At 64.0% G+C, this 23715-nt stretch carries 24 protein-coding genes and 1 pseudogene; 15 read left to right on the top strand and 10 right to left on the bottom strand.

Features of this window, described 5'->3' with window-relative positions; translation table 11 throughout:
- The first annotated feature begins 34 nt into the window (after positions 1–34).
- On the top strand, positions 35–637 hold the full coding sequence (locus tag AC1DYK_RS28450) for a HupE/UreJ family protein (protein WP_478169347.1): 603 nt from the start codon (positions 35–37) through the stop codon (positions 635–637).
- Between the two features lie 41 nt (positions 638–678).
- Positions 679–1161, top strand: coding sequence for an SRPBCC family protein (locus tag AC1DYK_RS28445; protein ID WP_478169346.1), 483 nt, complete (start codon positions 679–681; stop codon positions 1159–1161).
- A 180-nt stretch (positions 1162–1341) separates the two neighbouring features.
- On the opposite strand, the gene AC1DYK_RS28440 is transcribed toward AC1DYK_RS28445, so the two are convergent.
- A complete protein-coding gene (locus AC1DYK_RS28440) occupies positions 1342–2079 on the bottom strand; it encodes a transporter (RefSeq protein ID WP_478169345.1) in 738 nt (245 codons plus the stop codon).
- A gap of 449 nt (positions 2080–2528) precedes the next feature.
- On the opposite strand from AC1DYK_RS28440, the gene AC1DYK_RS28435 reads away from it, so the two are divergent.
- Positions 2529–4358: a sensor histidine kinase gene (locus tag AC1DYK_RS28435; RefSeq protein WP_478169344.1), complete on the top strand. Its 1830-nt coding sequence runs from the start codon at positions 2529–2531 to the stop codon at positions 4356–4358.
- Between the two features lie 112 nt (positions 4359–4470).
- Here the strand turns inward: AC1DYK_RS28435 and AC1DYK_RS28430 are convergent.
- Together AC1DYK_RS28430 and AC1DYK_RS28425 are read right to left on the bottom strand one after the other, a co-directional pair.
- Positions 4471–4548 (bottom strand): annotated as a pseudogene (locus AC1DYK_RS28430) (XRE family transcriptional regulator); the annotation flags it as partial.
- A gap of 288 nt (positions 4549–4836) precedes the next feature.
- Complete coding sequence (locus AC1DYK_RS28425; protein ID WP_478169343.1) at positions 4837–5034, bottom strand: hypothetical protein; 198 nt, start codon at positions 5032–5034, stop codon at positions 4837–4839.
- 206 nt (positions 5035–5240) lie between these two features.
- Here AC1DYK_RS28425 and AC1DYK_RS28420 point away from each other — a divergent pair, with 206 nt between their 5' ends.
- From AC1DYK_RS28420 to AC1DYK_RS28385, 8 genes are all read left to right on the top strand, one after another.
- Positions 5241–5498 carry a hypothetical protein gene (locus AC1DYK_RS28420; protein ID WP_478169342.1) on the top strand — a complete coding sequence of 86 codons (258 nt, stop codon included), beginning with the start codon at positions 5241–5243 and terminating at the stop codon, positions 5496–5498.
- A 117-nt stretch (positions 5499–5615) separates the two neighbouring features.
- Positions 5616–6554, top strand: a complete 939-nt coding sequence (locus AC1DYK_RS28415) for a cupin domain-containing protein (RefSeq protein WP_478169341.1) — start codon at positions 5616–5618, stop codon at positions 6552–6554.
- 57 nt (positions 6555–6611) lie between these two features.
- Positions 6612–7733, top strand: a complete 1122-nt coding sequence (locus AC1DYK_RS28410; protein WP_478169340.1) for a monodechloroaminopyrrolnitrin synthase PrnB family protein — start codon at positions 6612–6614, stop codon at positions 7731–7733.
- Positions 7730–8986 (top strand): FAD-dependent monooxygenase, encoded by a 1257-nt coding sequence (locus AC1DYK_RS28405; protein WP_478169339.1) that lies wholly within the window; start codon positions 7730–7732, stop codon positions 8984–8986. The genes AC1DYK_RS28410 and AC1DYK_RS28405 overlap by 4 nt, the downstream gene beginning before the upstream one ends.
- Positions 8983–10452, top strand: coding sequence for a 4-hydroxyphenylacetate 3-hydroxylase N-terminal domain-containing protein (locus AC1DYK_RS28400; protein WP_478169338.1), 1470 nt, complete (start codon positions 8983–8985; stop codon positions 10450–10452). Before AC1DYK_RS28405 ends, AC1DYK_RS28400 begins: the two co-directional genes overlap by 4 nt.
- Entirely contained in the window at positions 10449–11879 is a 1431-nt protein-coding gene (locus AC1DYK_RS28395) for an MFS transporter (protein WP_478169337.1), read from the top strand. The genes AC1DYK_RS28400 and AC1DYK_RS28395 overlap by 4 nt, the downstream gene beginning before the upstream one ends.
- A 76-nt stretch (positions 11880–11955) precedes the next feature.
- The gene (gene pabB, locus AC1DYK_RS28390) at positions 11956–14043 is read left to right on the top strand and encodes an aminodeoxychorismate synthase component I (RefSeq protein WP_478169336.1); all 2088 of its coding nucleotides are present in this window, start codon (positions 11956–11958) and stop codon (positions 14041–14043) included.
- Entirely contained in the window at positions 14036–14905 is an 870-nt protein-coding gene (locus AC1DYK_RS28385) for a DMT family transporter (protein WP_478169335.1), read from the top strand. The genes pabB and AC1DYK_RS28385 overlap by 8 nt, the downstream gene beginning before the upstream one ends.
- Here the strand turns inward: AC1DYK_RS28385 and AC1DYK_RS28380 are convergent.
- From AC1DYK_RS28380 to AC1DYK_RS28370, 3 genes are read right to left on the bottom strand one after another with little or no spacing between them, the layout of a single operon-like run.
- Positions 14902–15498 (bottom strand): hypothetical protein, encoded by a 597-nt coding sequence (locus tag AC1DYK_RS28380; protein WP_478169334.1) that lies wholly within the window; start codon positions 15496–15498, stop codon positions 14902–14904. The genes AC1DYK_RS28385 and AC1DYK_RS28380 overlap by 4 nt on opposite strands.
- A 6-nt stretch (positions 15499–15504) precedes the next feature.
- Positions 15505–15819, bottom strand: a complete 315-nt coding sequence (locus AC1DYK_RS28375) for a chorismate mutase family protein (RefSeq protein ID WP_478169333.1) — start codon at positions 15817–15819, stop codon at positions 15505–15507.
- Entirely contained in the window at positions 15816–16823 is a 1008-nt protein-coding gene (locus tag AC1DYK_RS28370) for a Bug family tripartite tricarboxylate transporter substrate binding protein (protein ID WP_478169332.1), read from the bottom strand. Before AC1DYK_RS28370 ends, AC1DYK_RS28375 begins: the two co-directional genes overlap by 4 nt.
- Before the next feature lie 350 nt (positions 16824–17173).
- On the opposite strand from AC1DYK_RS28370, the gene AC1DYK_RS28365 reads away from it, so the two are divergent.
- Positions 17174–17536, top strand: a complete 363-nt coding sequence (locus AC1DYK_RS28365) for a helix-turn-helix domain-containing protein (RefSeq protein ID WP_478169331.1) — start codon at positions 17174–17176, stop codon at positions 17534–17536.
- A 47-nt stretch (positions 17537–17583) separates the two neighbouring features.
- On the opposite strand, the gene AC1DYK_RS28360 is transcribed toward AC1DYK_RS28365, so the two are convergent.
- The 4 genes from AC1DYK_RS28360 to AC1DYK_RS28345 form a co-directional block, all read right to left on the bottom strand.
- The gene (locus AC1DYK_RS28360; RefSeq protein ID WP_478169355.1) at positions 17584–18132 is read right to left on the bottom strand and encodes a helix-turn-helix domain-containing protein; all 549 of its coding nucleotides are present in this window, start codon (positions 18130–18132) and stop codon (positions 17584–17586) included.
- Positions 18133–18295: 163 nt separating this feature from the next.
- Entirely contained in the window at positions 18296–19750 is a 1455-nt protein-coding gene (locus AC1DYK_RS28355) for an MFS transporter (RefSeq protein ID WP_478169330.1), read from the bottom strand.
- A 79-nt stretch (positions 19751–19829) separates the two neighbouring features.
- A complete protein-coding gene (locus AC1DYK_RS28350; protein ID WP_478169329.1) occupies positions 19830–20714 on the bottom strand; it encodes a polysaccharide deacetylase family protein in 885 nt (294 codons plus the stop codon).
- Positions 20715–20862: 148 nt separating this feature from the next.
- Positions 20863–21849 (bottom strand): Bug family tripartite tricarboxylate transporter substrate binding protein, encoded by a 987-nt coding sequence (locus AC1DYK_RS28345; protein ID WP_478169328.1) that lies wholly within the window; start codon positions 21847–21849, stop codon positions 20863–20865.
- A 112-nt stretch (positions 21850–21961) separates the two neighbouring features.
- On the opposite strand from AC1DYK_RS28345, the gene AC1DYK_RS28340 reads away from it, so the two are divergent.
- The 3 genes from AC1DYK_RS28340 to AC1DYK_RS28330 all read left to right on the top strand — a co-directional run bounded on the left by AC1DYK_RS28340 (position 21962) and on the right by AC1DYK_RS28330 (position 23707).
- Positions 21962–22240 carry a helix-turn-helix domain-containing protein gene (locus AC1DYK_RS28340; RefSeq protein WP_478169327.1) on the top strand — a complete coding sequence of 93 codons (279 nt, stop codon included), beginning with the start codon at positions 21962–21964 and terminating at the stop codon, positions 22238–22240.
- A gap of 301 nt (positions 22241–22541) precedes the next feature.
- On the top strand, positions 22542–23276 hold the full coding sequence (locus AC1DYK_RS28335) for a LysM peptidoglycan-binding domain-containing protein (RefSeq protein WP_478169326.1): 735 nt from the start codon (positions 22542–22544) through the stop codon (positions 23274–23276).
- Complete coding sequence (locus AC1DYK_RS28330) at positions 23273–23707, top strand: hypothetical protein (RefSeq protein ID WP_478169325.1); 435 nt, start codon at positions 23273–23275, stop codon at positions 23705–23707. Before AC1DYK_RS28335 ends, AC1DYK_RS28330 begins: the two co-directional genes overlap by 4 nt.
- The last annotated feature ends 8 nt before the right edge of the window (positions 23708–23715 follow it).

The raw sequence follows: 23715 nt of genomic DNA, 5'->3' as shown, positions 1-23715 counted from the left end.
GCCTCGACGTACCCGTTCACTCCAGGGACCTGACATGAAACTTGTTCGCCATCCGACCCGGACCGCTCTCCTGCTCTTCGCCGCCCTGCCCCTCTCGGCACTCGCCCACACCGGCGTCGACCATGGTCTTCACCATGGCTTCATGGCGGGATTCCTGCATCCACTGACGGGCGCGGATCACCTGGTCGCGATGGTGGCGGTCGGGCTCTGGAGCGCCCTCGCGGCACGCCGCTGGCCGGATCTGCTGGCGGCCCCTGCGGCCTTTGCGCTGATGCTGCTTGCCGGAGCGCTCCTCGGCATGGCCGGCGTGCGCCTTCCCGCCGTGGAGTCGTCGATCGCGGTCTCGCTGCTGGTACTCGGCCTGCTGGTGATGACGCAACACCGGCTGCCCGCGCCGATGGCGGGCTTGCTGGTGGGCTTGTTCGCGCTCTTCCACGGCCACGCACACGGCCAGGAACTGGCGGGCGAGTCCGAAGCGACACTGGCTCTCGCGGGCATGCTGGCGGCATCGCTCCTGCTGCATACCTCGGGCATCGCCTTGGGCGCCACGCTGCGCCGTGCGCAGCCCTGGTGGCCCCGGCTGGCCGGCCTCTTCGTCGTCGCCTTCGGTGCCACGATGCTCGGCGCCTGGGCCTGACCTCTCGCACGCTGCCCCCCGAACACTGACAAAGGATCGCCATGCACTTTCAATGTCGCCCGGTCGATGCGACGTTCTTCGACACGGCGCCCATGCAATTCAAGCACGTCGTCGATCTCGAAGCACCGGCATCCAAGGTCTTCGCCATCTTCGAAGACGGCGAGTCCTGGCCTCATTGGTTCCATGCCATCCACAAAGTGGTCTGGACCAGCGACAAGCCATATGGCGTCGGCACCACCCGCACTGTCTCGCTGGCCGCCGCCACGCTCGACGAACACTTCTTCATCTGGGAGAAGGATCGCCGCATGGCGTTTTACGTGACCGGTTCCTCCATGCCGCTCACCCACGCGATGGCGGAGGACTACCAGCTCGAAGAGACCGAGCCCGGCAAGACCCGGTTCACCTACCGCGTTGCGATGGACCCGCATCTCACGATCAGCATGGGCGGGCCACTGTCGAAGATGTATTTCGAATCGATGTTCGAGAGCGCCTGCAAGAACTTGAAGACCTATGTCCAGCCGTGAGCGGGGGAACCCCGAAACGCACCATGCCTGGACTTCTCGACGGTCGCGGTGCCAGGGTTCAGGCCGACGGCGATGATCGCCGCCTCCGATCGCCAACCCTTGGCCGCCAGCAGCTTCGCGCGATCTTTTCGCCCCATGCCCGGGTGCGGAGCCGGACGTCGGCCGCCACAACCTGCGTGACTATTTCGGGAACATGAACTGCGCCTGCACCCGTATCTGCCAGTTGGCGGCGTTGTCCGGCTTGACCACGTTGTAGTACGCGGAGAGCTGCGTGTTCACCGGCAGCTTGCCCAGGTGGAAGATCTTGCCGACGCCGCCGCCGAGGGGCACCGTCCATCGCTGGCTGCTGTCGGCCTTCCAGTCGGCCGTGATGATCGGGGCGGTGGTGAGATAGAAGCCGCCGCTGAAGTTGTAGTTGATGAAGGGCTGGAGCAGGAAGTTGTTGTATGAGCCGCCCTGCCCGCTGCTACTCACCGACCAGATGTTGTTGAACAGCGCGCCGTAAACCCACGGGTTGCCGTGGTCGAGATGCAGCACCACGGCCGACGGACCCAGGCCCCAATTCTTGTTGCCCAGCTCCGAACTGCTGTTGGTGGGCATCTGCACCACCGGGCCGGCGCCCCAGATCCATTTGCCGGGGTTGGCCGGCGAGAGAAAGGCGGTCATCACCACATCACCGACGCCGCTGGTGCTGTCGATGCCCGGGCCCAGCGAAGGCATCGAGATGACCGGCAGGATCGTGCGCGTGATGATGTTCCAGTCCTTGTTGACCGAGATCGGGATCACCGGCTGGATGTTGAGGATGTTCTGCGTCCCCTTCTCCGGCCCGTAATTCAGGTTCGTGTTGTTCTGGAACGGAACGCTGATCAGGTTGCCGACCGGATTCTGGGCCAGCTTCGCGAGCTCTTCCGCGCTCATCTCAGCCTGTGCCTGCAGAGTCGCGCACGCCACGACGGTCACGGCGACGCGTGATACCCACGCTGAAGAGCTGAACGACATCGAGGGCACCCTTAGTTTCGAGCAGGCCATTATCGACACCCGCTCTCGAGGTCGCCATCCCGGCGCCCACTCATGGGCACGTACGTGCCCCCACCCCACCCCATCAGCCTCGACGCTCCCGGACATACGCCGGGGTCTGGCCGGACCACTTCCGAAACGCCTCATCGGGGACGGCCGCCAGATGCCACGCTGCTGCGCCGAACGCATTCGGGTGGCTGCCACAATCGACGGTCGGCAAAATCCTGAGATGCGAGTTGCGGCATGTGGCCGTGAAGCCGGAGCACGCCTCTGCCCAAACCTGATGGCGCCGCATCGGTGGCTACACAAGCCCGGCGCCTGGACGACGGGATACTCTCTTCATACGCACCATGGAACATGAACCCGACCCGCACGCCGAGCTGACGGCGGACCGGCTGCGCTTCGAGCGCCTGTTGTCGGAACTGTCGGCGAGCTTCATCAACCTGGAGCCGCAGTACATCGACCGCGCCATCCAGGACAGCCTCCAGCACATCGTCGGAACGCTGGCGATCGATCGCTGCACCCTTCACCGCCTCGACCCCTTGACCGGATGGATCGAGATGACGCATTCGTTCGCGGTCGAGGGCGTCGAGCCGGCCCCGAAAGCGTTGCCGTCGCTCTTCCTGTTTCCCTGGATCATGTCGAGGTCGCTGCGAAACCTGCCAACGGTGATCGAGCGGCTCGACGACCTGCCACCCGAGGCGGACAGCGACAAGGAAGGTTTGATCGGCGTCGGGCTCAAGTCTCACGTGACGATACCGATCGTCGTCGCCGGGCATCTGCACGGCTCGCTGAGCTTCAGTTGCGTGCGGGCCGAACGCTCATGGCCCGACAGCCTGCTGGCACAGTTGAGGCTGCTGACCCAGGTATTCGGCAGCGCGTTGGCCCGCAAACAGGCCCAGGAGCCGCTTGACATCGCGATCGGATTTGAACGTTTGGCATGCAGCATCCTGGCTTCCCTGGTGCTGGTCCAGCCAGGCATGGAAGGCAGCGCCATCGGATCCAGCCTGCAGCAGTTCGGTGAGTTCGTGGGGGCAGAGCAGGTCGCCCTCTGGGAGCATGTCGGCGTCGAAGCGCACTTCAGCGCCACCCGGCGCTGGGTTGCGCAGGGGTTCGATGCTCCGGCCCCCGCGGAAATGTCCGGCCTGCTGCCTTGGGTCAGTGCCCAGGTGGCGGCCGGCCAGGTCGTTCGCTTGCCGCGCCTTGCCGATCTGCCGCCCGTGGCATCGCAGGACCGGCTTGCGCTGGAGGCCGGAGGCGTTCGTTCGTTGATGGTCGTGCCGATCTCGGTGGCCGGGCGGATCGAGGGCGCGCTGTCGATCGCCAGCGTGACACGCGAGCACCCGTGGCCCGAAGCGCTGACGCCCGGCATCTCCCTGCTGGCCGGCGTCTTCGCCAGCCTGCACGCGCACGAGACCGCCGAGCGGCGCAAGCTGGCGGCGGAGGTCGAGGCAGCGCATTGGCGTGAGCGGCTGGCCCATCTGGTTCGCGTCCATACGGCTGGCGAGATGTCGGTCGCCTTGGCCCACGAGATCACCCAGCCGCTGGGCGCAATCGAAAACTATGCGATGGCAGCGCGCCGACGCGCCGAAACGGCGATGCCCGACTTGCCGAGGGTGGTCGAACTCCTGGACAAGGTCATCGGCCAGGCGACCCGGGCCGGCGATGTCGTGACACGCATGCGAGGGATGGCGCAGCGCCATGACCTGGACCCGAAGCCGATCGACATCATGCGGGCAGTCGACGAATGCATCGGCATGGTCAAAATGGACTGCGGCCTGCGCGACATCCACATTCGCTCGGCCTCAAAGGGACGGCTGCCGGTCGTGACGGTCGACGAGATCCACCTGCAGCAGGTCATCCTCAACCTGCTGCGCAACGCGATGGAAGCGATCGACCTCGCCGGCCCGGGAGCGCGAAGGGACATCGCCGTTGGAGTGACGGTCAACGACCATGAGGAGATCGAAGTGGCGGTGCACGACAGCGGTGCCGGCATCCCCGAGGGCGACCTGGAGCGCATCTTCGAATCCTTCTATTCCACCAAGTCCAGCGGCCTGGGCGTCGGCCTGGCGATCTGTCGCAAGCTCATCGAGGCCCACGGCGGCAAGCTCTGGGCCTCGCGCAATCTCGAAGGCGGCGCCCTGTTCCGCTTCACCCTTCCCGTCGCCGCACCTGATTGACGCCTGATCGCCCGTTCGCGAGCTGTTTAGCCAAAGCGGTACCCGGGATTGTTTCAGTGACGCCGCACGAGATCTCATCATGCCTAGCCACGCAAAGTAAAGACGACGGAGAGGAGAGATACGACACCGGCAGCGTGCCGATGTCCTCGATGCCGTGCAGTGCGGTGGCATCGAAGAGCAGCGAATCACTTATCCCGCAGAGACCGCGAGAGCGGCCTTGGCGCGCGTGCCCTTGGCCAGGATGTCGGATGCGCGCGGTCCGGATGAAGGGCTTGGGATCGATGGTGTGAGGGGCGACGTACAGGTCGATGGCCAGTGCCAGTTCTGCCGCGCTGGTGAAGCTGTCACGCCGGATGCGCCTGTCGCTGATGTCGCGGAAGAAGCGCTCGGCCGAATCAGGCCGCAGGCCGCACGTGGGAGCCTGCCGACCAGGGCGCGGCCTCGCGCGCCTCCCTGGCCGGTGCCGTGCCGGCCGTTCCTACTGAGCGGCGGACGCGGCGGAGGCGACCGCAATCTTGCCCCCGGTCACCCAGGCGAACGCCTCGGCACTCGCGGTGACGGACGTAGCCGCCTCGACGAAGCGCAGCTCGCCCTTTGCGGTCTCACCGGTAACGATTCCCGCCGCGGACGCCAGGATCACCGCGGCGGCCAAGATGAAATTCCATGTCGTGTTCATAGCAGCCTCTGTAGACGAGAGTTTGAGGCCAACGAACCGGGCGTAAACGGCGGAAAAGGAACTGCAGTGTTCGTTCCGCAGAAACAATGGCACGGTCGCGCCCGCCCACCACAACACACACCGCCCCCACCTACCTGATCTGAGAGTTGTGACAAATCGCTTCCAGGCGAACCATGGCCCCTCCCCCAAACCGAAAGGAGCCAGGCATGCGGACCCTCTTGATCGAGCTTTGGTCCGTTCTGCTGGGGTATCTGGGCTGGGGCGAAGCACCCGATGCCGTGTCGTTCCTGGGTATGGAGCTGTACAAGCGCGTGGCTTCCGTCGACATCACGCACGTGCCCTACAAGGGTGGCGCGCCCGCGCTTCAAGACCGACGGTGCGTTAGGGGCTCGGCGGGAGCCCGCGCCGAGACCATGCCTCGGGGCGCAGGCCCGGTGAAGGCGCGGAGACTATTCGACCGATGAAAGGCGAAACCTCTCACCCGCGTCGCGGACCAAGCTCCACGAATTCCCCTCTAGTGTGTGCCACGGGTCGCTACCGCTACCGCGACCGGGGCCAGGAACCAGAGGAGATTTACGCAAATGACCGAGGAGCTTTTCTCGATGATCGTCGACCCGCTACGCCTGGAGGGCGCTTTCGTCAGCGCATGGCGAATCGGGGGCGACTGGTCCTTCGCGGGACCGCGCGAATCCTGTGCGCTCTTCCACTATGTCGAAGAGGGACCGATGGCGATCGACATCGGACACCCGAACGCCATTCCTCTGAACCAGGGCGATCTGGCCATCTTCCCGCATGGCGGCGCCCATCGAATCGGCAACTCTACATCGGCGGTTTCCGTACCGCTCGAACAGATACTTCCGAGCCGGAGCAAAGGAAGATTTGTCAGAGTAGAAATGCCAGGGGCAGATGGATCTGCGTTGTTTCTGTGTGCCGGCCTGCATTGCGACGATCATTCCTCGACCCCTCTGTACAAACTGCTTCCAGAAATCATCGTGGTCCGGAAGCATCAGATCGAGCATGAGCCGCTCCTTCAAAGCACGATCCAAGGACTGCTGCGCGAAGTGGAGCGCTTCCAAGAGGGGAGCAGCTTTGCCCTCCTGCGCGGCCTGGAGCTGATCTACGTGCTCGGCCTTCGGGTTGCGCTCGATGTCGGAACGGCAACGACGTCCGTGGGCCGCGCCCTGCGAGACCCTCGTATCGCGAATGCATTGCTGTACATGCACACGGAATACAAGGAGCGCTCGACGATCGCACGCATCGCGTCCTCCGCCGGCATGTCGAGGTCGGCCTTCAGCCTAGCGTTCCGTCAGGCGACCGGATGCGCCCCCGCTCGGTATCTCTCAAAGGTGAGAGTCTCGAACGCACAAACGCTCCTGAGAACGACGCGGCTCAGCAGAGAGGAAATTGCGCACCGGGTCGGATATGAAAGCACGGTGGGGTTGTATCTCGCCCTTCGTTCAACCCGATCGTCACACGGCCTTCACCTGGACGATCCCTATCAAGTTCAAGACACTGGTTAATTGAGCATTTCAGGGGAGGTCTTTAGCCTTGGCTCCAGTTTCTCTCTGGAGTTCACCGTGGCGCAGATCCTGGAGTTCAATCCAAGTTCCTTCTACGAGACAGCCGCGATCCAAGCATTGGATCCCCTCTTGCTCGACGGCTCCGTTGCCAGTATCCAGCAAGCCAACGCGCACGGCGACAAGCGCTTCCTGACGCAGTTGCTTGTCAAGCTTTCCAGTTCGCTCGCCAACCTGGAAATCGGTTCGGAGGCGATGGCATTGGCAGCCATGAGGGACGTCGGCATCTTGCTTGGCTCGTTGAAAAGACACGGTCTCGAACCGATCTCGGCGGTGCCTCAGATCGAGCCGCTACTGGCGCAACTCGGCGAGTTCTGCGCAATGGTCCCGCGAGACACGGTCCTTCACTACACCTCGTGGAACCCGGACGGCCCTCGCCGCCGAGCCTACACCGACGACCCGCAGGAACGATTGCTGCAGGCCGCGGTCGTCAAGGTATTTCCAAGCCTGAGCGCATCGCTCTGTGTCAGCGAGTGGCTCCGAGACATCGGTCCCCAGGACGCGCGCTGCGCCCCGCTTGTCGACAGTCTGCACGACCTGGCCACCGTCATGGTGGAATCGATCGACGGCGTGGTGCGGGATGTGTCCCCTGTCTTCTTCGCGCGGACATTGCGCCCGTACTACGAAGACATCAGCATCGGTGGTCGCGCCTATCTGGGACCAGCTGCCGCGCAGGTCCCGCTCTGGCTGATAGACCTCTGCATCTGGGCCTCGGACCGGTCCAGCGAAAGCTACCGGCGGTTCCTGGACGCGTCGGTTCCCTACTGCCTCCCATCCTGGCGCTCGTATTATGAGCAACTGGGAACGACAGAGTCCCTGGTCTCAAGGCTTCGCCATTGCCTGGAGAACCCCACAACCGCACAGGACCACAATGTCTTGCGCAGCGCCGACAGCATCGCTCGCCTCTTGAGGATGCTCAAGACTTTCAGGGGCCGTCACCTTGGCCTCGCTCGCAAGGCCTATGCGCCTGAAGTCCGGCTGTACGAAGAAGGAAGCGGCGGTGCCCCCATCGCGCTTCTCAAGGAGATCCTCGACCTGACCTTGCAGATCGAGCGGTTCGTCCTCGGCAAACCATCAAACGCCCACCCGCCAGTGAATGGCGAAGAAGAGGCCTCGCAATGAACGACCGCATCCTCATCGTCGGAGGAGGGATCGCCGGGCTCACACTCGCGTTGGCGCTCAACGCGCGGGGCTTCAGGTCCGTCAGGATTCTCGAACGCTCAAACTCGCTGGAGCAGGCGGGGTCGGGCATCAACATACTGCCCCTGGCAAGCCGAGAGTTGGCGGATCTTGGACTGCTCGAGGCGCTGGAACCCCTCAGCGTCCAGCTGAACCAACTCAACTACACGACGTGGGATGGGCACCTCATCTGGAGCGAGCCGAAAGGTAGAAGTGCGGGCTTCGCATGGCCCCAGCTGTCCATCTCTCGGTCTCGACTTCACGCCACGCTGCTGCGCACCGCCATAGAGCGCTGTGGTCAGTCGTCGCTCGTGGGCGGGACTTCCGTTGCCGCCGTCAGGCGACTGCCGCAGGATCTGCTGGCCATAGACACGAACAACCGGGAGTTCGCGGCCGATCTCATCGTCGGAGCCGACGGAATCCGATCCGCGGTGCGACAAGTCTTGTTTCCCGACCTCGCCCCGCTACGCATCGCACCGTCGACGGTCTATCGAGGATCGTTCTGGGGCGACGGATTTCTCGACAACAAGTCGATGTACATCGCCGGCGACGGCTTCTGCAAGTTCGTCGTTTATCCGATGGCAGTCGATGCGAGCGCAAACCGGACGCTCGTCAACTGGGCCGCGGCACTGCCAGACCCCTCGCCCCCGCATCATCCGCTTGGGAACTGGAACGTCCGCGTACCGGCCCACGAACTAGCCGGCCATTTCACGAACTGGTCGCTGGACGGAATACGCCCCGAGCAGGTCATTCGCGACAGCGGGGCCGTATATGCCTACCCGATGGTCGACATCGACCCCCTTCCGGCATGGTCAAACGGCGAGGACACCGTGCTGATCGGAGACGCGGCACACGGCATGCATCCCATCGGCTCCAACGGGGCCACGCAGTCGATCGTGGATGCAGTGGCCCTGGCCCAAGCCCTGGCAACTCTCGGCAGCAGATCGGCCGCGATCGCCGAGTTTGAAAGAGACCGAATGACAGCGGTTCAAGCGATCCAGCGAGCCAATCGCGAGCAGGGGCCGGAAATCGTTGTCGATATCGCGGCGCAGCGGCGTAGCCGGCGCACGTCGCCGCTCGAGGTCGCCTTCCCGTACGAAGAGCGCCTCGCCATCGCGGCGGCGTACGCACAACTCACGAGCGTGACTCAGTCGATCGTCAACCGTGATTCTCAATACAAATGGAGCGGTGCATGATCAGGACCGGAAAGCAATACCTCGATGAAATCTCCGATGACCGGGTTGTCTGGCTGGGATCGGAAAAGATCAGTTCCGTAGCGAGCGCACCTGCCTTTCTCCAAGGCGCCAAGGCCTTTGCCGCTCTCTATGACCAAGCAAGCGCCGCGGCCCATCGGCACCTCTTCTATGCCATGCCTGGTGATGGCGGCGAGGCGGACGAACCGGAATCCCGAGCCTTCGTCCCAAGCAAAGACAGCCAGGATCTGGCGCTGAAGCACAGACTCCATGCCAGCTGGTCGGAAACGAGTTTTGGCTTTCTGGGCCGCACTCCCGACTACATCGCGGCCGCGATGTCCGGCTTCGTCACCACGCCAGACGCCTTTCGCAGCGACGCCTTCGACGGTCGATCGAACCTGCAATCGCTCCATCAGAGGGCCAAAACCAAGAACCTGTTTGTTGCCTTCACGCTGACGAACATCAAGAGGGACCGATCGAAGCCGCTATCCGAACAGAACAGAATCGAGCCTGACATCGGAATCCAATCGGTTCGAGAGACCGACGCCGGAATCTTCGTATCCGGAGTCAAGGCGATTGGCACCGCGGCAATCTATTCGGACGAGATCATCGTTGGCAGCATCGAGCCACTGCATCCGAGCGACGTCGCATACGCACTCACCTTCTGCATCCCGCCTGCGACACCGGGGGTCAGCCTCATATCACGAGCGTCGTATTCATCGTCGGCCGATGCCGAAGACGCGCCGCTGTCCTCGGCGCTGGACGAGAACGACGCCATCCTCGTCATGAAGGACGCCTTCGTTCCTTGGGAGCGGGTCCTCACCTACCGCGATACGCGAAGCACGTTCGGCATCTGGTGGAACACCCCGGCGTATGCGTGCATGGGCCATCAGGCGTCGATTCGCTTCTACAAGAAGCTGGAATTCCTGGCCGGTCTGGCGTATCTAGTCCTGCGATCCAGCGGCTCGTTGGCCATTCCTGAAGTGCGCGGAAGCTTGGGTCGACTGGTTGGATACGCACAGCTCGCCAAATCGATCGCCATGGGGGCCGAGCTGGAGCATGAAGGCGATCCCGAGGGAACGGGCCACATCGCTCCGAACCGACGGGCAACCTACGCGCAGAGATTGTTCGCGTCCGAGGTCTACCCAAAGTTCATCCACGAGCTCCGCATGTTCTGCGGTGGCAGCCTGATCTACCTCCCGGCCCATCTATCGGACTTCTACGCGCCCGAGATCGGGGAAACACTGAAATCCTACTTCGGCACGGCCGAGGTCGAGCCAATCGACCGTGCGCGCCTGCTGAAGCTGGCTTGGGATGTCACCTCCACGGAGTTCGGCTGCCGACATGCGCACTACGAGCAGTTCTACCAAGGTGCACCACACGTCTATCTATCGCAGCTGACGGAACAGAGCCGACTCGATGAACTTGGACAAATCGCAACCAACGCTTTGAGCAAAAACCAGACATGACAACGAACACCGCACAAAACTTCAAGGGCTTGATGCTTCTCCTGGCAACCACGCAACTTCTGTTGATCGTGGATGCCTCGATCATCAACGTCATCGTCCCGACCATCGCCGGAGAGCTTCGCTTTTCCGAGACCGGCCAATCCTGGATTGCCAACGCCTACCTGACGGTATTCGGTGGCGCCCTGCTGGCATCCGGAAGGATGGCGGACATTCTCGGCCGGACGCGGATCTTCCAGGCCGGCCTGTTCGTGCTCGCCATCGGTTCGGCCGTTTCCGCGATGGCCTCGACGCCCGAACTCTTGATTGCGGGACGCGCGATCCAGGGCCTCGGATCCGCGTTCTCCGCCGCCGCCAGCCTGGCCTTGATCCTCGCCACTTTCGAGGGCGAACAGCGATACAAGGCGCTTGGGTTGATGGCAGCAATGGGGGGCCTCGGTGGAGCGTTGGGCACCTTCCTGGGAGGCGCACTGACCGCGTGGTTCGGCTGGCGGTCGACCTTCTGGATCAGCGTGCTGATTCCAGCGCTGCTCCTGCTCTATTCGTTCCTGGTGTTCTCGAAGTTCGACAAGGGCGCCAATCAGGGGCGAGCCGACGGACTGGGCGGGCTGCTTCTGATCGGCGGCCAGACGCTGCTCGCGTGGGGCATCGTGCAGTTCGGCGAGCCCTCCAGCAACATTCGCGCGCTCTGGTTCGCGGTGATCGCCGGGATGGCCTTGCTTGGTGGATTCCTGTTCCGACAAAAAGCCATTCCCCACGGCTTGATTCCGCCGGCGACCTGGAGGAATAGCGGCCTGATGGAGGCGCTGCTGTACTCCGGCATCGGGCAATTAGTGATCTTCCCCATGTTCTTCATCGGCAATCTCTATCTGCAGTCAATTCTGAACTTCAGTCCGCTCGCATCGGGTTCCGCCTTCCTCCCGCTTTGCGGCATCGTGATCTTGACGGCAACGAATGCCGGGCGATGGCTGCGTTACGGAGCTCGTGAATCCCTGATGGCAGGCTTCGCGCTCGTGACAGTCGGATTGACGTGGCTATCCATGGCGGGGATGAACAGCGTGTACTGGCTCGACATCCTCGGACCTACGTTGCTGGTTGGCGCCGGCCTTCCGGCCATCGCCATCACCACGAACATACTTGGCGCGCAAAGCGCAAAGATCGGCGAAGAGGGACTGACCTCGGGGCTGCTCAATACCTTCCAGCAATTCGGCGCAGTCATTGGCTTGGCCGCCATGATCTCCACGGCGAACTCCTACGCCGCCCATCTGGCCGGCAGCGGACAGACACCGGCCGCCACCGAACTGATGAACGGCTACAAGATGTCGTTCCTGCTGGGTGGGGTTGTCGCAGCCCTTGCGACAGCGTGCCTGCTGATCAGCATGATCCTGCGACGCGGCGGGGCGGGCCGCGAGCCGATGACCAAAGGTTGATTCACCCTCGTAGACCAGCTGTCCGATGGCATCTGGTCTCCGCTCACGCCCACTCAACTTACGAGCAGGAACCGCCATGCGCAGCCTCTTGATCGACAACTACGACTCGTTCACCTACAACCTCTACCAATACCTGGCCGCGGCCAACGGCCGACCTCCCCAGGTCGTTCGCAACGACGAACTGACCTGGCCAGAGATCGAGGCCCTGGAGTTCGACAACATCGTCGTCTCGCCTGGACCCGGCCGACCGCAGCGTCGGGCCGATCTCGGCGTCGTCGGTGATGTGCTGCTCCGCGCGAAGGTGCCGGTTCTCGGCGTCTGCCTGGGCCATCAGGCTATCGCTCATTTCTGCGGAGCCAAGGTCGACCTGGCGGTTCGTCCGATGCATGGCCGGCTCGACAGTGTGTCCCACACCGAGCTGGACCTGTTCAGGGGCATTCCAAATCCTTTCGAGGCGGTTCGATACCACTCACTGGCAGTGACGGAACTCCCGACCGAACTGCAGGCGCTCGCCTGGACCGCCGACGGCACCTTGATGGGGCTGAGGCACATCGCAAAGCCATGGTGGGGCGTGCAGTTTCACCCGGAATCGATCAGCACGGAATATGGTGCAAGACTCTTGCGGAACTTCCGCGAGCTCACCGAGGAATGGCAGGACGGCCGCCGCCATCGCGATGCAATCAAGGGCCCGCTCGGCTGGCCATCAACCCAGCAGGCAAGCTCCCGACTGCTTGTTCACGCGCAATGCCTGGACCATTTCCCTTCGCCCAGCGCTGCCTTCACCCAGTTGTTCGCCGACAGCGAGGCTGCCTTCTGGCTCGACAGCAGTTTGGCCGACGCGCAGCGCGCACGCTTCTCGTACATGGGGGATTCGTCGGGCCCACTGGGACAGCTCGTGACCTACCGGTCGCGGTCAAGACGCATCGAGATCCGCCAAGGCCCCAATATCCAGACGCGAACCCAGAGCATTCTCGATTTCCTTGCCGAGCAGCTACGGGAGAAACCTCAAACGGGCCCGCCATTGCCGTTCGACTTCACCGGTGGCTATGTGGGCTACTTCGGCTACGAGTTGAAGGGCGAGCTCGAAGGCGAGTACGCAAACGAAGCGAGCACGCCGGACGCCATGTGGATCAAGGCCGACCGCTTCGTCGCCTTCGACCACGCCGAGCAGCAAACCTGGATCGTCTGCATCGACCAAGCCGCGCTGTCAGAAGAGAACCGCGCCTGGATGCAACAGATCGCCCGCCAGCTTGCCTCCCCGATGCCCGAGACGCAGCAATCCGCCAGCGCCGACGGACCATCGCGGGAGGCCATGCAATGGCAGATCCCGCTTGCCGACTACCGCGAGCGAATCGTCGAGTGCCAGCGCGAGATCGTGCAGGGCGAGACCTACGAGGTCTGCCTCACCAACCAACTCGTCGGTGCGGGCCACATCGACAGCCTCGGCGTATATCTCGCGCTCCGCGCCCGGAACCCTGCTCCCTACGCGGCCTATTTCAAGACACCCGATCTGGCCGTGCTCTGCGCGTCTCCCGAACTGTTCCTGAAGATCACCCCCGAGGGTCTGGTCGACTCGAAGCCGATCAAGGGCACTGCCCCCAGGGGCGCGACAGTCGCCGAAGACATCGAGATTGCCAGCCATCTCGTGAACGACGAGAAGTCGCGGTCCGAGAACCTGATGATCGTGGACCTGCTGCGCAACGACCTCAACCGGGTCTGCGAGGTAGGCAGCGTCTACGTCCCGACCTTGTTCGAGGTCGAGACCTACGCCACGGTGCATCAACTGGTCAGCACCATCCGCGGGCACCTGCGCGACGGCCTGTCCGCGATCGACTGCGTTCGCAAGGCGTTTCCTGGCGGCTCGATGACGGGGGCACCCAAGGTGAGGACGATGAAGATCCTGGACAGGCTCGAGCCCTCGGCCCGCGGTATCTACTCGGGGAGCATCGGCTACCTCTCGCTGAACGGCGCCGCCACGCTCAATATCGTGATCCGCACCATCGTGAGCGCTGGGGGACAGGTCTCGATCGGCTCCGGCGGAGCCATCGTGGCGATGTCCGACCCCGACGAAGAGGTGAGCGAGATCGTCCTCAAGGCGAGGGCGCAACGTGCGGCTCTCAATGTCGGCGCTCCGCCCACGGCGGCGGACGCAGGCGATGCATAGCCTCTCCCCCGACCAGCGGGGCATCGCCTTGATGGTCTGCGCGATGGCGCTCTACGTCCTGAACGACGCGCTCGTGAAGCTCACGACACGTCACTTCGGCCCGGGCCAGATCCTGGCCGTGCGTGGGCTCTTCGCCACCGTCGTGGTCGCCGCCCTTGCGTACCGTGCAGGCCAGTTGCGCGACTGGCGGTCGTTGTGCCGGCCCATCGTCGGCGTTCGGTCGGCGCTGGAAATCGCAACCGCCGCCAGTTCGGTTGCCGCCCTGTCACTCGCACCGCTCGCCACCGTCACGGCGATCATGATGGCGGCGCCATTGATCATCGTGATGGCCACTGCAGCGCTGGGTTGGGAGCCACCGCGCGGCCGGCGCATCGCAGCGGCACTGCTCGGCTTCGCGGGCGTGATGCTTGTCATCAAACCATCCGCCAGCCTCGACGGCTTCGACTGGGGCGTCGCATTTGCACTGTTGTGCGCGGCTTCGCTGGCGGCCAGGGACCTGGTGACGCGCGCTATCCCGCCCGCCGTGCCCTCCGTGCTGATTGCCCTGGTCACCACCATGGCCGTCAGCGTCGCGGGCGTGGCTCTCGGCACTTTCGAGACCTGGCAGGCACTGGACCGGGCCGAGACCGCCATCCTCGCCTTCGCAGCCATCTGCGCAGCGCTGGGAAACTACGCGCTGATCGCTGCTTGCAGGGGCGTCGAACTGTCGGTGGTCACACCCTTCCGCTACACCATCATCCTGTGGGCCATCCTCCTCGGCTACCTGGGCTGGGGCGAAGCACCCGATGTCCCGTCGATGCTCGGTATCGCGTTGATCAGCGCCACAGGGCTGTACTCGCTGTACACCAGCCGGCGCCGCTAGCGCCCTGCCCCACCGTACAAGCCCGAAGCCGGGCTCTCCATCCAGACGATGGTCCGCCCCTCGTCCACCGGCCTGGTCCCGAACACGATCCACGCGTCGCACACCGAGCCGATGTCTTCCACCACCTCGAAGGCATCCGGATGCGCATCGGCCAGAGACGAGAAGGCGATCCCTGCCGAGTACCGGCCTTCGAGCAGCCCTTTGCCCACCTCCGCGACCGTCGGCTCATGAACGACTGTGAGCCATGGCGAGAGATCCGCGTAGGACTCCGTTGCGGGCTGCACCCCCACGCTCTGCGGACGCCCCTTCGCCGAGCGCGCGCGCAACAGCGCCATCGGCTGGCTGGGTGATATGAACGCATCCACCACGAACACATCCTTCCGGTAGCCGCCGGTGACGGCAGGCGCATCCGGATGCACCGCGCACTGCAGCATGAAATCTGCCCTGCCCGCCTTCAGCGCCCGGGCTCCGTGATGAAAGTCATGGATCAATTCGACCCGCGCCGCGTCGGCGATGCCGTGCGCAGCCAGGTAGCGTTGCAACACGAAGTGATGGTTGCTGCCTTCGGGCCCGAGCGTCAGGAATGTGAGCATCGCGATTTATAGCGCGTTCGGTGGTGCCGGCGGCATGGCGATGATCTCGTCTTCGAGCCGACAGGTCTCCTCGATGATCAGCTCGTACACCGCGCGCAGGAACTCGGCGCTCATGTCATGCGCGAAAGCGAACTCTTCGGCCCGGCGCTGCACGATGCCGATGCGGTGCGGCTGCATCATCGGCACCGCGTGCAGCTTCTTGTGGTGGCCGATGCGGCAGCAGCAGTCGAGCCGCTCTCGCATCGCGTCGAGCAGCCGCCCGTCGATGCCGTCGAGCTCTGCGCGCAAGGTTTCGAGCGTCGTTGTGTCGTTGTGCGTCATTCGAGCCTCAGACCTTGTTCGGCAATGATCCGGCTCAGCATCGCGGTGTCCGCCTTGACGCGAACCGCCAGTTCATCGCCCGAGCTGCCCACCGCCTGGTAACCCTGCTGGAACAGCTTCTGTCGCACTTCCGGCGAGCGCGCGATCTCCGCAATCAATGCCGACAGCCTGTCGACGATCGGCTTGGGCAGGCTGACAGGCGCGGCGGCTGCGGTCCAGATTTCCAGCGCGAAACCCTCCACGCCACTTTCCGCGAGCGTCGGATAGCTCGGCACCAGTGGGCTTCGAGCGGCAGACGTGACGCCGATGGCCTTCAGCTTGCCCGCACGTATCTGCACCTCCGCAAGCCCTGGCGGCAGCAGGGCCAGCTGGAGCTGCCCGGCGATCATTCCGCCGATCACTTGCGGATTGCCCTGGTACGGCACATGCACCGGGTCGATCCCCGCCCGCGCCTTCAGGATCTCCATGCCCAGATGGCTGATCGTGCCGATGCCCGGCGTGCCGTAGCTCCAGCGAGCCCCCGCGCTGCGCGCTGCCGCAAGGAAATTGCGGCCATCGGTACCGGGCGCATCCATCGGCGCCGCGAGCATCAGCGGCGCCGTGCAGATCAGGCTGATCGGCGCCAGGTCTTTCTGCGGGTCGTACGGCGTCCCTGGATTGAGCAGTTTCGCGATCGTCATGTTGCCGTTGATCAGCATGCCGATGGTGTGCTGGTCAGTGGCCTTGGCGACGATGCCGGCCGCAATGTTGCCGCTGGCACCTGGGTGGTTCTCGACCAACACCGGCTGGCCCAGCGCCTTCGACAATGGCTCGGCGATCGTGCGCGCAACGAGATCCGGCGACGAGCCGCCGCCGAAGCCGACGACGATCCGGAGCGGCTTGCTGGGCCAACCATCGAGGCCAGGCTTGGGAGCGCTCTGTGCACCGACGGCCGCAGCGAACGAGAGCGCGCCCAGCACGCACAGCGCGCGACGCAAAAGAACAGGAAAGTTCGAGGAACTCATGGATGAATCTCGCTTGAAAAGGGAACCCGATCGTTTCCGCCAAACGACTTTCAATCAACACTGTCACCCGCTGACAGTTCTCGCCGGTACGCCGAAGCCGCGATCATCGGATGTGTGGAAGCTCTCGCGATTCACAGCCGTCAATCTCGATATGTCCGCTGGCGGCGACTTGGATCAGTTCGTCTCATCGGTGGCGGCCGAATTGCGACGTATCCGAAAGACGGGGAGAAAGATCGAGCGATCAGAAGCGAAACCTCTCACGCGCGTTGTGGACCACGCTGCAAGCACTCGAACCTAAAGTGTGTGTGCCACCGGCTCCATCCAATTCACCCTTGTTGAGGAACTCGCACATGAACGACTTTGCCAAAATCTCCCCTACGCTTTCGGACGAACGAGTGACACCCTTGCAGGCCGCGTTCGGCGCTGCCGTGCGACGTCGTCGGTACGAAAAGGCGATATCGCTTCAGGCGCTGGCGATCAAGGCGGACTTGCATTGGAACTACCTCGGATCGGTCGAGCGAGGGGAGCGCAATATCTCGCTGGCCAACATCTGGCGCATTGCGTCCGGCCTCGAAGTGACCATCACAGAATTGCTCGGCGAACTCGAGCTATCCAGTGCGAAAGCTGAACCGACGAAGAAGTCGAAGAAAGCAAAGAGAGCGAAGAAGGCGCCAATCTTGCTGTTGATCCACAACCCAACAGCGATCGACTAGCAACGTTACGCAGGGTTCGCCATCGAACCCTGCGACAGCCTTGCTCTCTACCTGCGAAAGGTAAACACCACCGACAGATACGACACCGCCTCCGTCCCCAGGTCCTCGATCCCATGCAGCGCCGTCGCATCAAACAGCAGCGAATCCCCCACCCTGAGCTTCACCACCTTGCACCCGTAGCGGTAGCTGACGCTGCCCGACAGCAGGTACACGAACTTCAGCCCCGGATGCTGGAAGGTCACATAGGGTTCGGCACCCGGCAGCAGCGTGACCAGGTACGGCTCGGCGAACAGGTTGCCCGATAGCAGATGCCCGAGCAGCTCGTAGCGGTAACCGGCGACCGTACCGACGCGATCCACCACGATGCCCTTGCCCGCCGGCACATGGCAGAAGTCGGAACGCGTCGGCTGGTCCGAGAAGAATCGCGAGATTGGCACGTCGAGTCCGGACGCGATGCGAGCCAGCATAGCGACCGAGGGCGAGACCAGCCCACGCTCGATGCGCGACAGCAGCGAGTGCGAGACGCCCGAGCGCCGTGCCAACTCGCCGCCCGAGGCGCCGCTGGCGATGCGCAGCGCACGGACCTGGGCCCCGATCTGGGACGCGGACTCGCTGCGGACGGGCTTCGCCGGCACCGTGCGAACCACCGCCAGCCCCGCGGGGAGCTTGAACGGCTTGGCGGTCGGAAACGGCGAAGCGACTTGTCTGGTTTTCATGGCTGGCCCTCCTTCTGTATAGCGCCCGCAGCAAAGGCCGCGCTCATCTCAAAGTCCGCGGGTCCACATGCGGCACCAGCCACATCAACCCGCCCGACAGCAGGCACGGCAGCGCGCCCCAGACCATCGCCGCCTGCACCCAGTCCGCTCCCAGCGACAGCGTGTGCGTGATGCCGAAGCCCGCCACGATCGCGCCCAGCTGCCCCAGCGCGCCGATGAACGACCCGGCCGTCGCGCGGATGCGGCTGGCAAAGCTCTCGCCGATGAGAAACAGCACCGCCGCATACGGCCCCATCAGGAAGAACAGCCCCAGCGAGTACAGCGGCACGATGCGCCAGAAGTCGCCCTGCGGCGCCAGCAACATCGCGTAGAAGGCCAGGCCGCCCACCATCCAGCCCAGCGCCACCGTGTTGCGCCGCCCGATGCGGTCGCCCAGCCAGCCGTGGAACACGTAGCCCAGGAAGCCCGCCAGGTTGGAGACGATCAGCACCTGCAGCGCGTTCGAAAAATCCACCCCCTTGCCCGGCGTGCCGCCCGAGCCGCCCAGCACCGAGGTGCCGAGCACGGTGAAGATCACGATCGCGAACCAGTTCAGCATGAAGGCCAGCCCCAGCGACAGCAGTGGCCGCAGCGCCGCGCCGCGGAACATTTCGCCCAGACCCGTGCCCCTGCCCTCGTCAGGCGCAATCCCGTGCGCGGCGGCCAGCTGGCGTGCGTCCGCCGAGCGCCCCGCCGTGTGCAGGTCGGCGATGCGCCGCGCCGTGAGGAACTGCGGCGTCTCGACCAGCCGGCGCCCCAGGATCACGATCACCACCGCGGGAAACATCGCGAACAGGAACGACAGCGACCAGCCCCCGCCCGCCCCGAACCAGCGCTCGCCCAGCGGATAGAGGATGGTGACCAGCACGGCCGTGAGCACCGCGCCGATCGGCCAGCCGCCCTGCACCAGCGCGTAGATGAAGCCTCGCCGCCGGGTGGCGGCCGGGTCGGTGTGGACCACGGCGAACAGCTCGCTCAGGTAGGTGGCGTTGATGGTCTGCTCGGCGTAGCCCAGCCCCGCCAGCGAGCGCACCAGCACCAGCAGCACGAAGCCCAGCCCGGCCGAGGCGCCGGCCACCCAGCCCGCGACGGCCGTCAGCCCCGAGCAGATCGCCGCGCCGCAGACCGCGATGACGATGCCCTTGCGCCGCCCGAGCCGGTCGACGATCGGCCCGATGCCGAAGGCCACCAGCCCGGTGCCCAGCGTGACCCAGGTGTTGAGGCGAGCCTGCTCGGCGGCCGTCCACTGGAAGTGCTCGCCCAGCCGCGGCAGCAAGGTACCGAAGAGGATGAAGTCGTAGACCGCCAGGGCCCAGGCGAAGAAGCAGACCCAGGTGGCGTAGGTCACCTGCCTGGCGGTGACTTCGGGCGGCGCCCAGACCGGGTGGATGCCGGTCGCGGCGTCGTCATCGTTGGCGGCAGCGCCGCCCGGTAGTGTTGTGAATGTGGTGGCGTCCATGTGCGTGCATTGCCCGTGCCTGGATCGAAATTGCTGCTGCTGTGGCTGCTGCTGCGATGCGTAGCAAACAAGCAAGCACTCAGCCGCGCGGCTGGCGACGCAGGAAGTCGTCGGCGACCTGGTCGTAGGTCGCGAAGCGCACGCCCGGGAAGGCCTGGAAGTGCCGGATCAGCCGCTCGAGCATCAGCAGCACCTGCGGGTGGCCCGAGACGTCGGGGTGCAGCGTGATCGGGAACACCGCGTAGTCCATCTCGCGATACACCCAGTCGAACTGGTCGCGCCACATCTGCTCGACGTCGCGCGGGTTCACGAAGCCGTGGCTGTTGGGCGACTTCTTGATGAACATCATCGGCGGCAGGTCGTCCAGGTACCAGCTGGCCGGGATCTCGACCAGCCCGGTTTCGGTGCCGCGCTCCAGCGGCTTCATCCAGACCTCGGGATGCTGGGTGTAGTCGATGAGCGTCCAGCTGTCGTCCATGCGCACGTAGTAGGGATGGAAGTCGTTGTGCATCAGGCTGTGGTCGTACTTGATGCCCTTCTTGACCAGCAGCTCGTGGGTGGCCGGGCTGAACTCCCACCACGGCGCCACGTACCCCGTGGGCCGCTGCCCCGAGAGCCGGGTGATGAGCTCGATGCTCTTGTCGAGCACCGCCTCTTCCTGCGCGGGCGTCATCTCGATCGGGTTTTCGTGGCTGTAGCCGTGCAGGCCGATCTCGTGGCCGGCATCGGCCACCGCCTGCATCTGCGCGGGAAAGGTCTCGATCGAATGGCCCGGCGTGAACCACGATGCCTTGATGTCGTGGTACTCGAAGAGCTGCAGCAGCCGCGGCACGCCGACCTCGCCCGCGAACATGCCGCGCGAGATGTCGTCGGGGGAATCCTCCCCGCCGTACGAGCCCAGCCAGCCGGATACCGCGTCGACGTCGACGCCGAAGGACACGTAGATTTCTTTGGACTTGGTCATTTCATCTTCTCCCTGGGTTGCAAGAAAACGGAGCGAGGCTCCATGGACAAAGTGATGGCAAGCAGACGTCGATAGCGCCTGTTGGGTCGCTTGAGTCGCAGATGCGGTTGTGGAGGCCGATGCCTGTTGTTCTTGGAAAGTCCTCCGGTCAATCCACCTGCGCGCCGGAGACGCGCACCGCCTCGGCCCAGCGGAGGTCTTCCGCAGCCATGAAGCGGCGAGCCGCGTCACCGGTGAGGACCATGCGCTCCAGGCCCAGCTTGAGAAACTGTTCCTGCATGTCGGGCGCGGTCAGCGTGCTTTCGATCGCCGCGGTCAGCCGCTCGATCACTGTCGCTGGCACTCCGGCCGGCGCATAGAGGCCGTACCACGGGCTCAACGACAGACCGGGATAGCCCAGCTCCGCGAAGGTTGGCACCTCAGGCGCACCGGGAAAACGGGCGTTGGTGCTGACCCCGAGCGCGCGCAGCTTGCCCACCCGGATGTACGGCAGCGAGGTCTGCAACACGTCGACCATGATCGGCACTTGACCGGCCAGCAGGTCGGTGACGGCTTGGGCGCTGCCCTTGTAGGCCACGTGCGTGGCGGCCACACCGGCCTCCTTCTTGAGCATCTCCATGGTCAGGTGGGAGGTCGTGCCGCTGCCGTGAGAGGCATAGGGGTAGGGGTCGCTGGAGTCGCGCTTGAGCAGAGCGACCAAGCCCCGGAGGTCGGGCGCGGTGAGAGACGGGTTGACCACCAGCACATGCGGCACCCGCGCCAGCATCGCCACCGACACGAAGTCGCGCTGAGGAACGTAGGGGAGCTTCTTGTAGAGGTGAGGCGCCGTCGCCATCGAACCCGTGCTGCCGAGGAACAAGGTGTAGCCATCAGGCGCCCCCTGCGCCGCCGAGGAGGCTGCCAGCGTGCCGGCCATGCCGGGCCGGTTGTCGACGAGGACCGGTTGCCCCAGCGCAGCGGCGAGCTTGGTGGCGACCAGACGCGCGGTGGCGTCGGCGTTGCCGCCGGCCGTGAAGCCGACGACGAGGCGGATGGGCCTTTCGGGGTACGTCGACCGGGCGGTCGTCTCAGCGAGGAACGTCAACAACGAGGTGGCGACGGTGGCGAAGACGAGGAATCTCAGCGTGCGGTTCATGGTGTCTCCAAAGAATCGTTGTGCCCAGCGAGCACGCAGCAGAAAATGGTAACCATATCCCGTGTTGTCTTATCCCGTGGATCTTTATGCGAGATGAAATGACGATCCCTCCATGGAGAAAAAGGGAGTTCCTCGCAAGGAAAAAGTGCCAGAACTGGTTCGTTTTGGAGCCGCTGTTCGCCGTCTCCGGGACGGCCAGGGCTATTCGCAGGAGTCATTCGCCGACGCCTGCGTGATCGACCGTAGCTACATGGGCGGCATCGAGCGCGGCGAACACAATGTGGCTTTGATCAACATCCTGAAGATCATTGCGGGGCTGGGGATCGAGCCTTCCGAGTTCTTCAAGGAGCTCGATCAACCGAAGCGCAAGAGAGCATCAGGAGGCACCTGATGGCGGCCAGCCCCGGTGGAGTGCATCGTGATGACCGGCAGACATCATCGAGCTACTGATAGGTTGTGCAGCAGGCTGCTTCACTGTTGCTTCAGACCCCGACTTGACCCCTTGATCTAAAAGTGCAAGGACAGGGGGGCTTTCTCCAAAGGACGTGTCCCCTGCTCGGTCCCGTGCAACACAGCACGACGGAAGAATCCGAAAACCCCTGAGATTGGTCCAAGACGGCGACGCACCGCACTTCGCGCGCGCCCGCTGCCGTAGCCTCGCGAACCGTGTTCGATCATCAACGGAAACGAGAATGGCAACGGCACCAAGTAGGACCGGCGACGAGGGCTTCCAGAAGTGGAAGGACGGCATCGACCGAGCGAACGGCGATTGGGATTACTACGACGCCGAGATCAGGCGGGTGGTCAGTGAATACAACATGCACTTGCGCATCGCGCCGCACTTTCACCTTCTCGATTGGCGGTTGGTGAAGGCGATGCTGTGGACCGAATCAGGACCGCATCGTGACGAATGGAAAACCAAGCCCCTGCAAATCGGCGTGCCGAGAGACCCTGGATTGGACGCGCTGCTGTATGGCGAGGAAGGAAGCGAGCTGATCGTGCCTCCCTGCTATGTCCTTTGGGCTGACGGCGTCAGGACGAATCCGAAACAGAACATCGTTGCCGCCGTAGGCTACATGCTCATGCGCATGGCTGACTATGGCTTCGCCACCGTGCTCGACCGGGACAGCGGCGTGTTCAATGTGACAGTAGGCCGCGGCGACAGCCTCAGCACGCTCGCGAGAAAGCACCGCAGCACCCTCGACACGATGCAGAAGCTCAACCCCGGCGCCCACATGGTCAGGGAAGGTCAGGTGCTGAAGTGCCAGAAGGCATCGATTCAGAAAGTCATCGTCGGCTTCAGGCCCTTCACCCTCACAACGATAGCGAGACGCTACAACGGCAATGGCCAACCGACGGGCGATCCTCTGTATTCCGCGAAGCTCGAATATTCAATGAATGCGATCAAGAGGAGGAATCCGCGATGAGACGGGCGATCGGTTCAGCAATGGCGGCGTTCGCCCTGGCTTCCTCTATGGCGCATGCCGACCCGCCTTGCGACGGTCACTATAAAAGCTGGGGCCGAGTGTGCTACGGCGGTGCTCATGTGACCGCGCAAACCATCGAGTGGTATTCCACATTCAGCTCTTGCGGGCCGAGTACCTACGAAGTCATCCACAGCGAGCTGGGCGGCGACAAGCCACGGGTCGCCTATCGATTCAAGAAGCGCAGCAAGCAATGCAGCTTCGAGGTCATGGAGATAGTCGCCCAAAGGGAGGGCTACTGGGGCATCAGGGGCTACACGAGCGTCGAAGATTATCGAGAACGCCGCGATGATCCTGCGGCGTATACAGCATGCCCGGTGGACCCCATGCCCTCAGAGCGCTGCAACCTGCCGTTCGCGCGCAAGAAGAAATAGCGGCGCCC

It is taken from the genome of Variovorax sp. P2_H12, from assembly GCF_056403395.1.
Note: the sequence above shows the minus strand (reverse complement) of the source record. Positions and strands in the feature narration are given on the sequence as shown.

Bases quoted from the DNA above. Each gene is read 5' to 3' on its own strand.
- AC1DYK_RS28370 (WP_478169332.1), bottom strand. From the start codon at position 16,823: ATGAGTTCCTCGAACTTTCCTGTTCTTTTGCGTCGCGCGCTGTGCGTG.
- AC1DYK_RS28375 (WP_478169333.1), bottom strand. From the start codon at position 15,819: ATGACGCACAACGACACAACGACGCTCGAAACCTTGCGCGCAGAGCTC.
- AC1DYK_RS28385 (WP_478169335.1), top strand. From the start codon at position 14,036: ATGCATAGCCTCTCCCCCGACCAGCGGGGCATCGCCTTGATGGTCTGC.
- AC1DYK_RS28340 (WP_478169327.1), top strand. From the start codon at position 21,962: ATGGAGAAAAAGGGAGTTCCTCGCAAGGAAAAAGTGCCAGAACTGGTT.
- AC1DYK_RS28345 (WP_478169328.1), bottom strand. From the start codon at position 21,849: ATGAACCGCACGCTGAGATTCCTCGTCTTCGCCACCGTCGCCACCTCG.
- AC1DYK_RS28400 (WP_478169338.1), top strand. From the start codon at position 8,983: ATGATCAGGACCGGAAAGCAATACCTCGATGAAATCTCCGATGACCGG.
- AC1DYK_RS28395 (WP_478169337.1), top strand. From the start codon at position 10,449: ATGACAACGAACACCGCACAAAACTTCAAGGGCTTGATGCTTCTCCTG.
- AC1DYK_RS28350 (WP_478169329.1), bottom strand. From the start codon at position 20,714: ATGACCAAGTCCAAAGAAATCTACGTGTCCTTCGGCGTCGACGTCGAC.
- AC1DYK_RS28335 (WP_478169326.1), top strand. From the start codon at position 22,542: ATGGCAACGGCACCAAGTAGGACCGGCGACGAGGGCTTCCAGAAGTGG.
- AC1DYK_RS28380 (WP_478169334.1), bottom strand. From the start codon at position 15,498: ATGCTCACATTCCTGACGCTCGGGCCCGAAGGCAGCAACCATCACTTC.
- AC1DYK_RS28355 (WP_478169330.1), bottom strand. From the start codon at position 19,750: ATGGACGCCACCACATTCACAACACTACCGGGCGGCGCTGCCGCCAAC.
- AC1DYK_RS28365 (WP_478169331.1), top strand. From the start codon at position 17,174: ATGAACGACTTTGCCAAAATCTCCCCTACGCTTTCGGACGAACGAGTG.
- AC1DYK_RS28435 (WP_478169344.1), top strand. From the start codon at position 2,529: ATGGAACATGAACCCGACCCGCACGCCGAGCTGACGGCGGACCGGCTG.
- AC1DYK_RS28450 (WP_478169347.1), top strand. From the start codon at position 35: ATGAAACTTGTTCGCCATCCGACCCGGACCGCTCTCCTGCTCTTCGCC.
- AC1DYK_RS28445 (WP_478169346.1), top strand. From the start codon at position 679: ATGCACTTTCAATGTCGCCCGGTCGATGCGACGTTCTTCGACACGGCG.
- AC1DYK_RS28405 (WP_478169339.1), top strand. From the start codon at position 7,730: ATGAACGACCGCATCCTCATCGTCGGAGGAGGGATCGCCGGGCTCACA.
- pabB (WP_478169336.1), top strand. From the start codon at position 11,956: ATGCGCAGCCTCTTGATCGACAACTACGACTCGTTCACCTACAACCTC.
- AC1DYK_RS28440 (WP_478169345.1), bottom strand. From the start codon at position 2,079: ATGAGCGCGGAAGAGCTCGCGAAGCTGGCCCAGAATCCGGTCGGCAAC.
- AC1DYK_RS28415 (WP_478169341.1), top strand. From the start codon at position 5,616: ATGACCGAGGAGCTTTTCTCGATGATCGTCGACCCGCTACGCCTGGAG.
- AC1DYK_RS28330 (WP_478169325.1), top strand. From the start codon at position 23,273: ATGAGACGGGCGATCGGTTCAGCAATGGCGGCGTTCGCCCTGGCTTCC.
- AC1DYK_RS28425 (WP_478169343.1), bottom strand. From the start codon at position 5,034: ATGAACACGACATGGAATTTCATCTTGGCCGCCGCGGTGATCCTGGCG.
- AC1DYK_RS28420 (WP_478169342.1), top strand. From the start codon at position 5,241: ATGCGGACCCTCTTGATCGAGCTTTGGTCCGTTCTGCTGGGGTATCTG.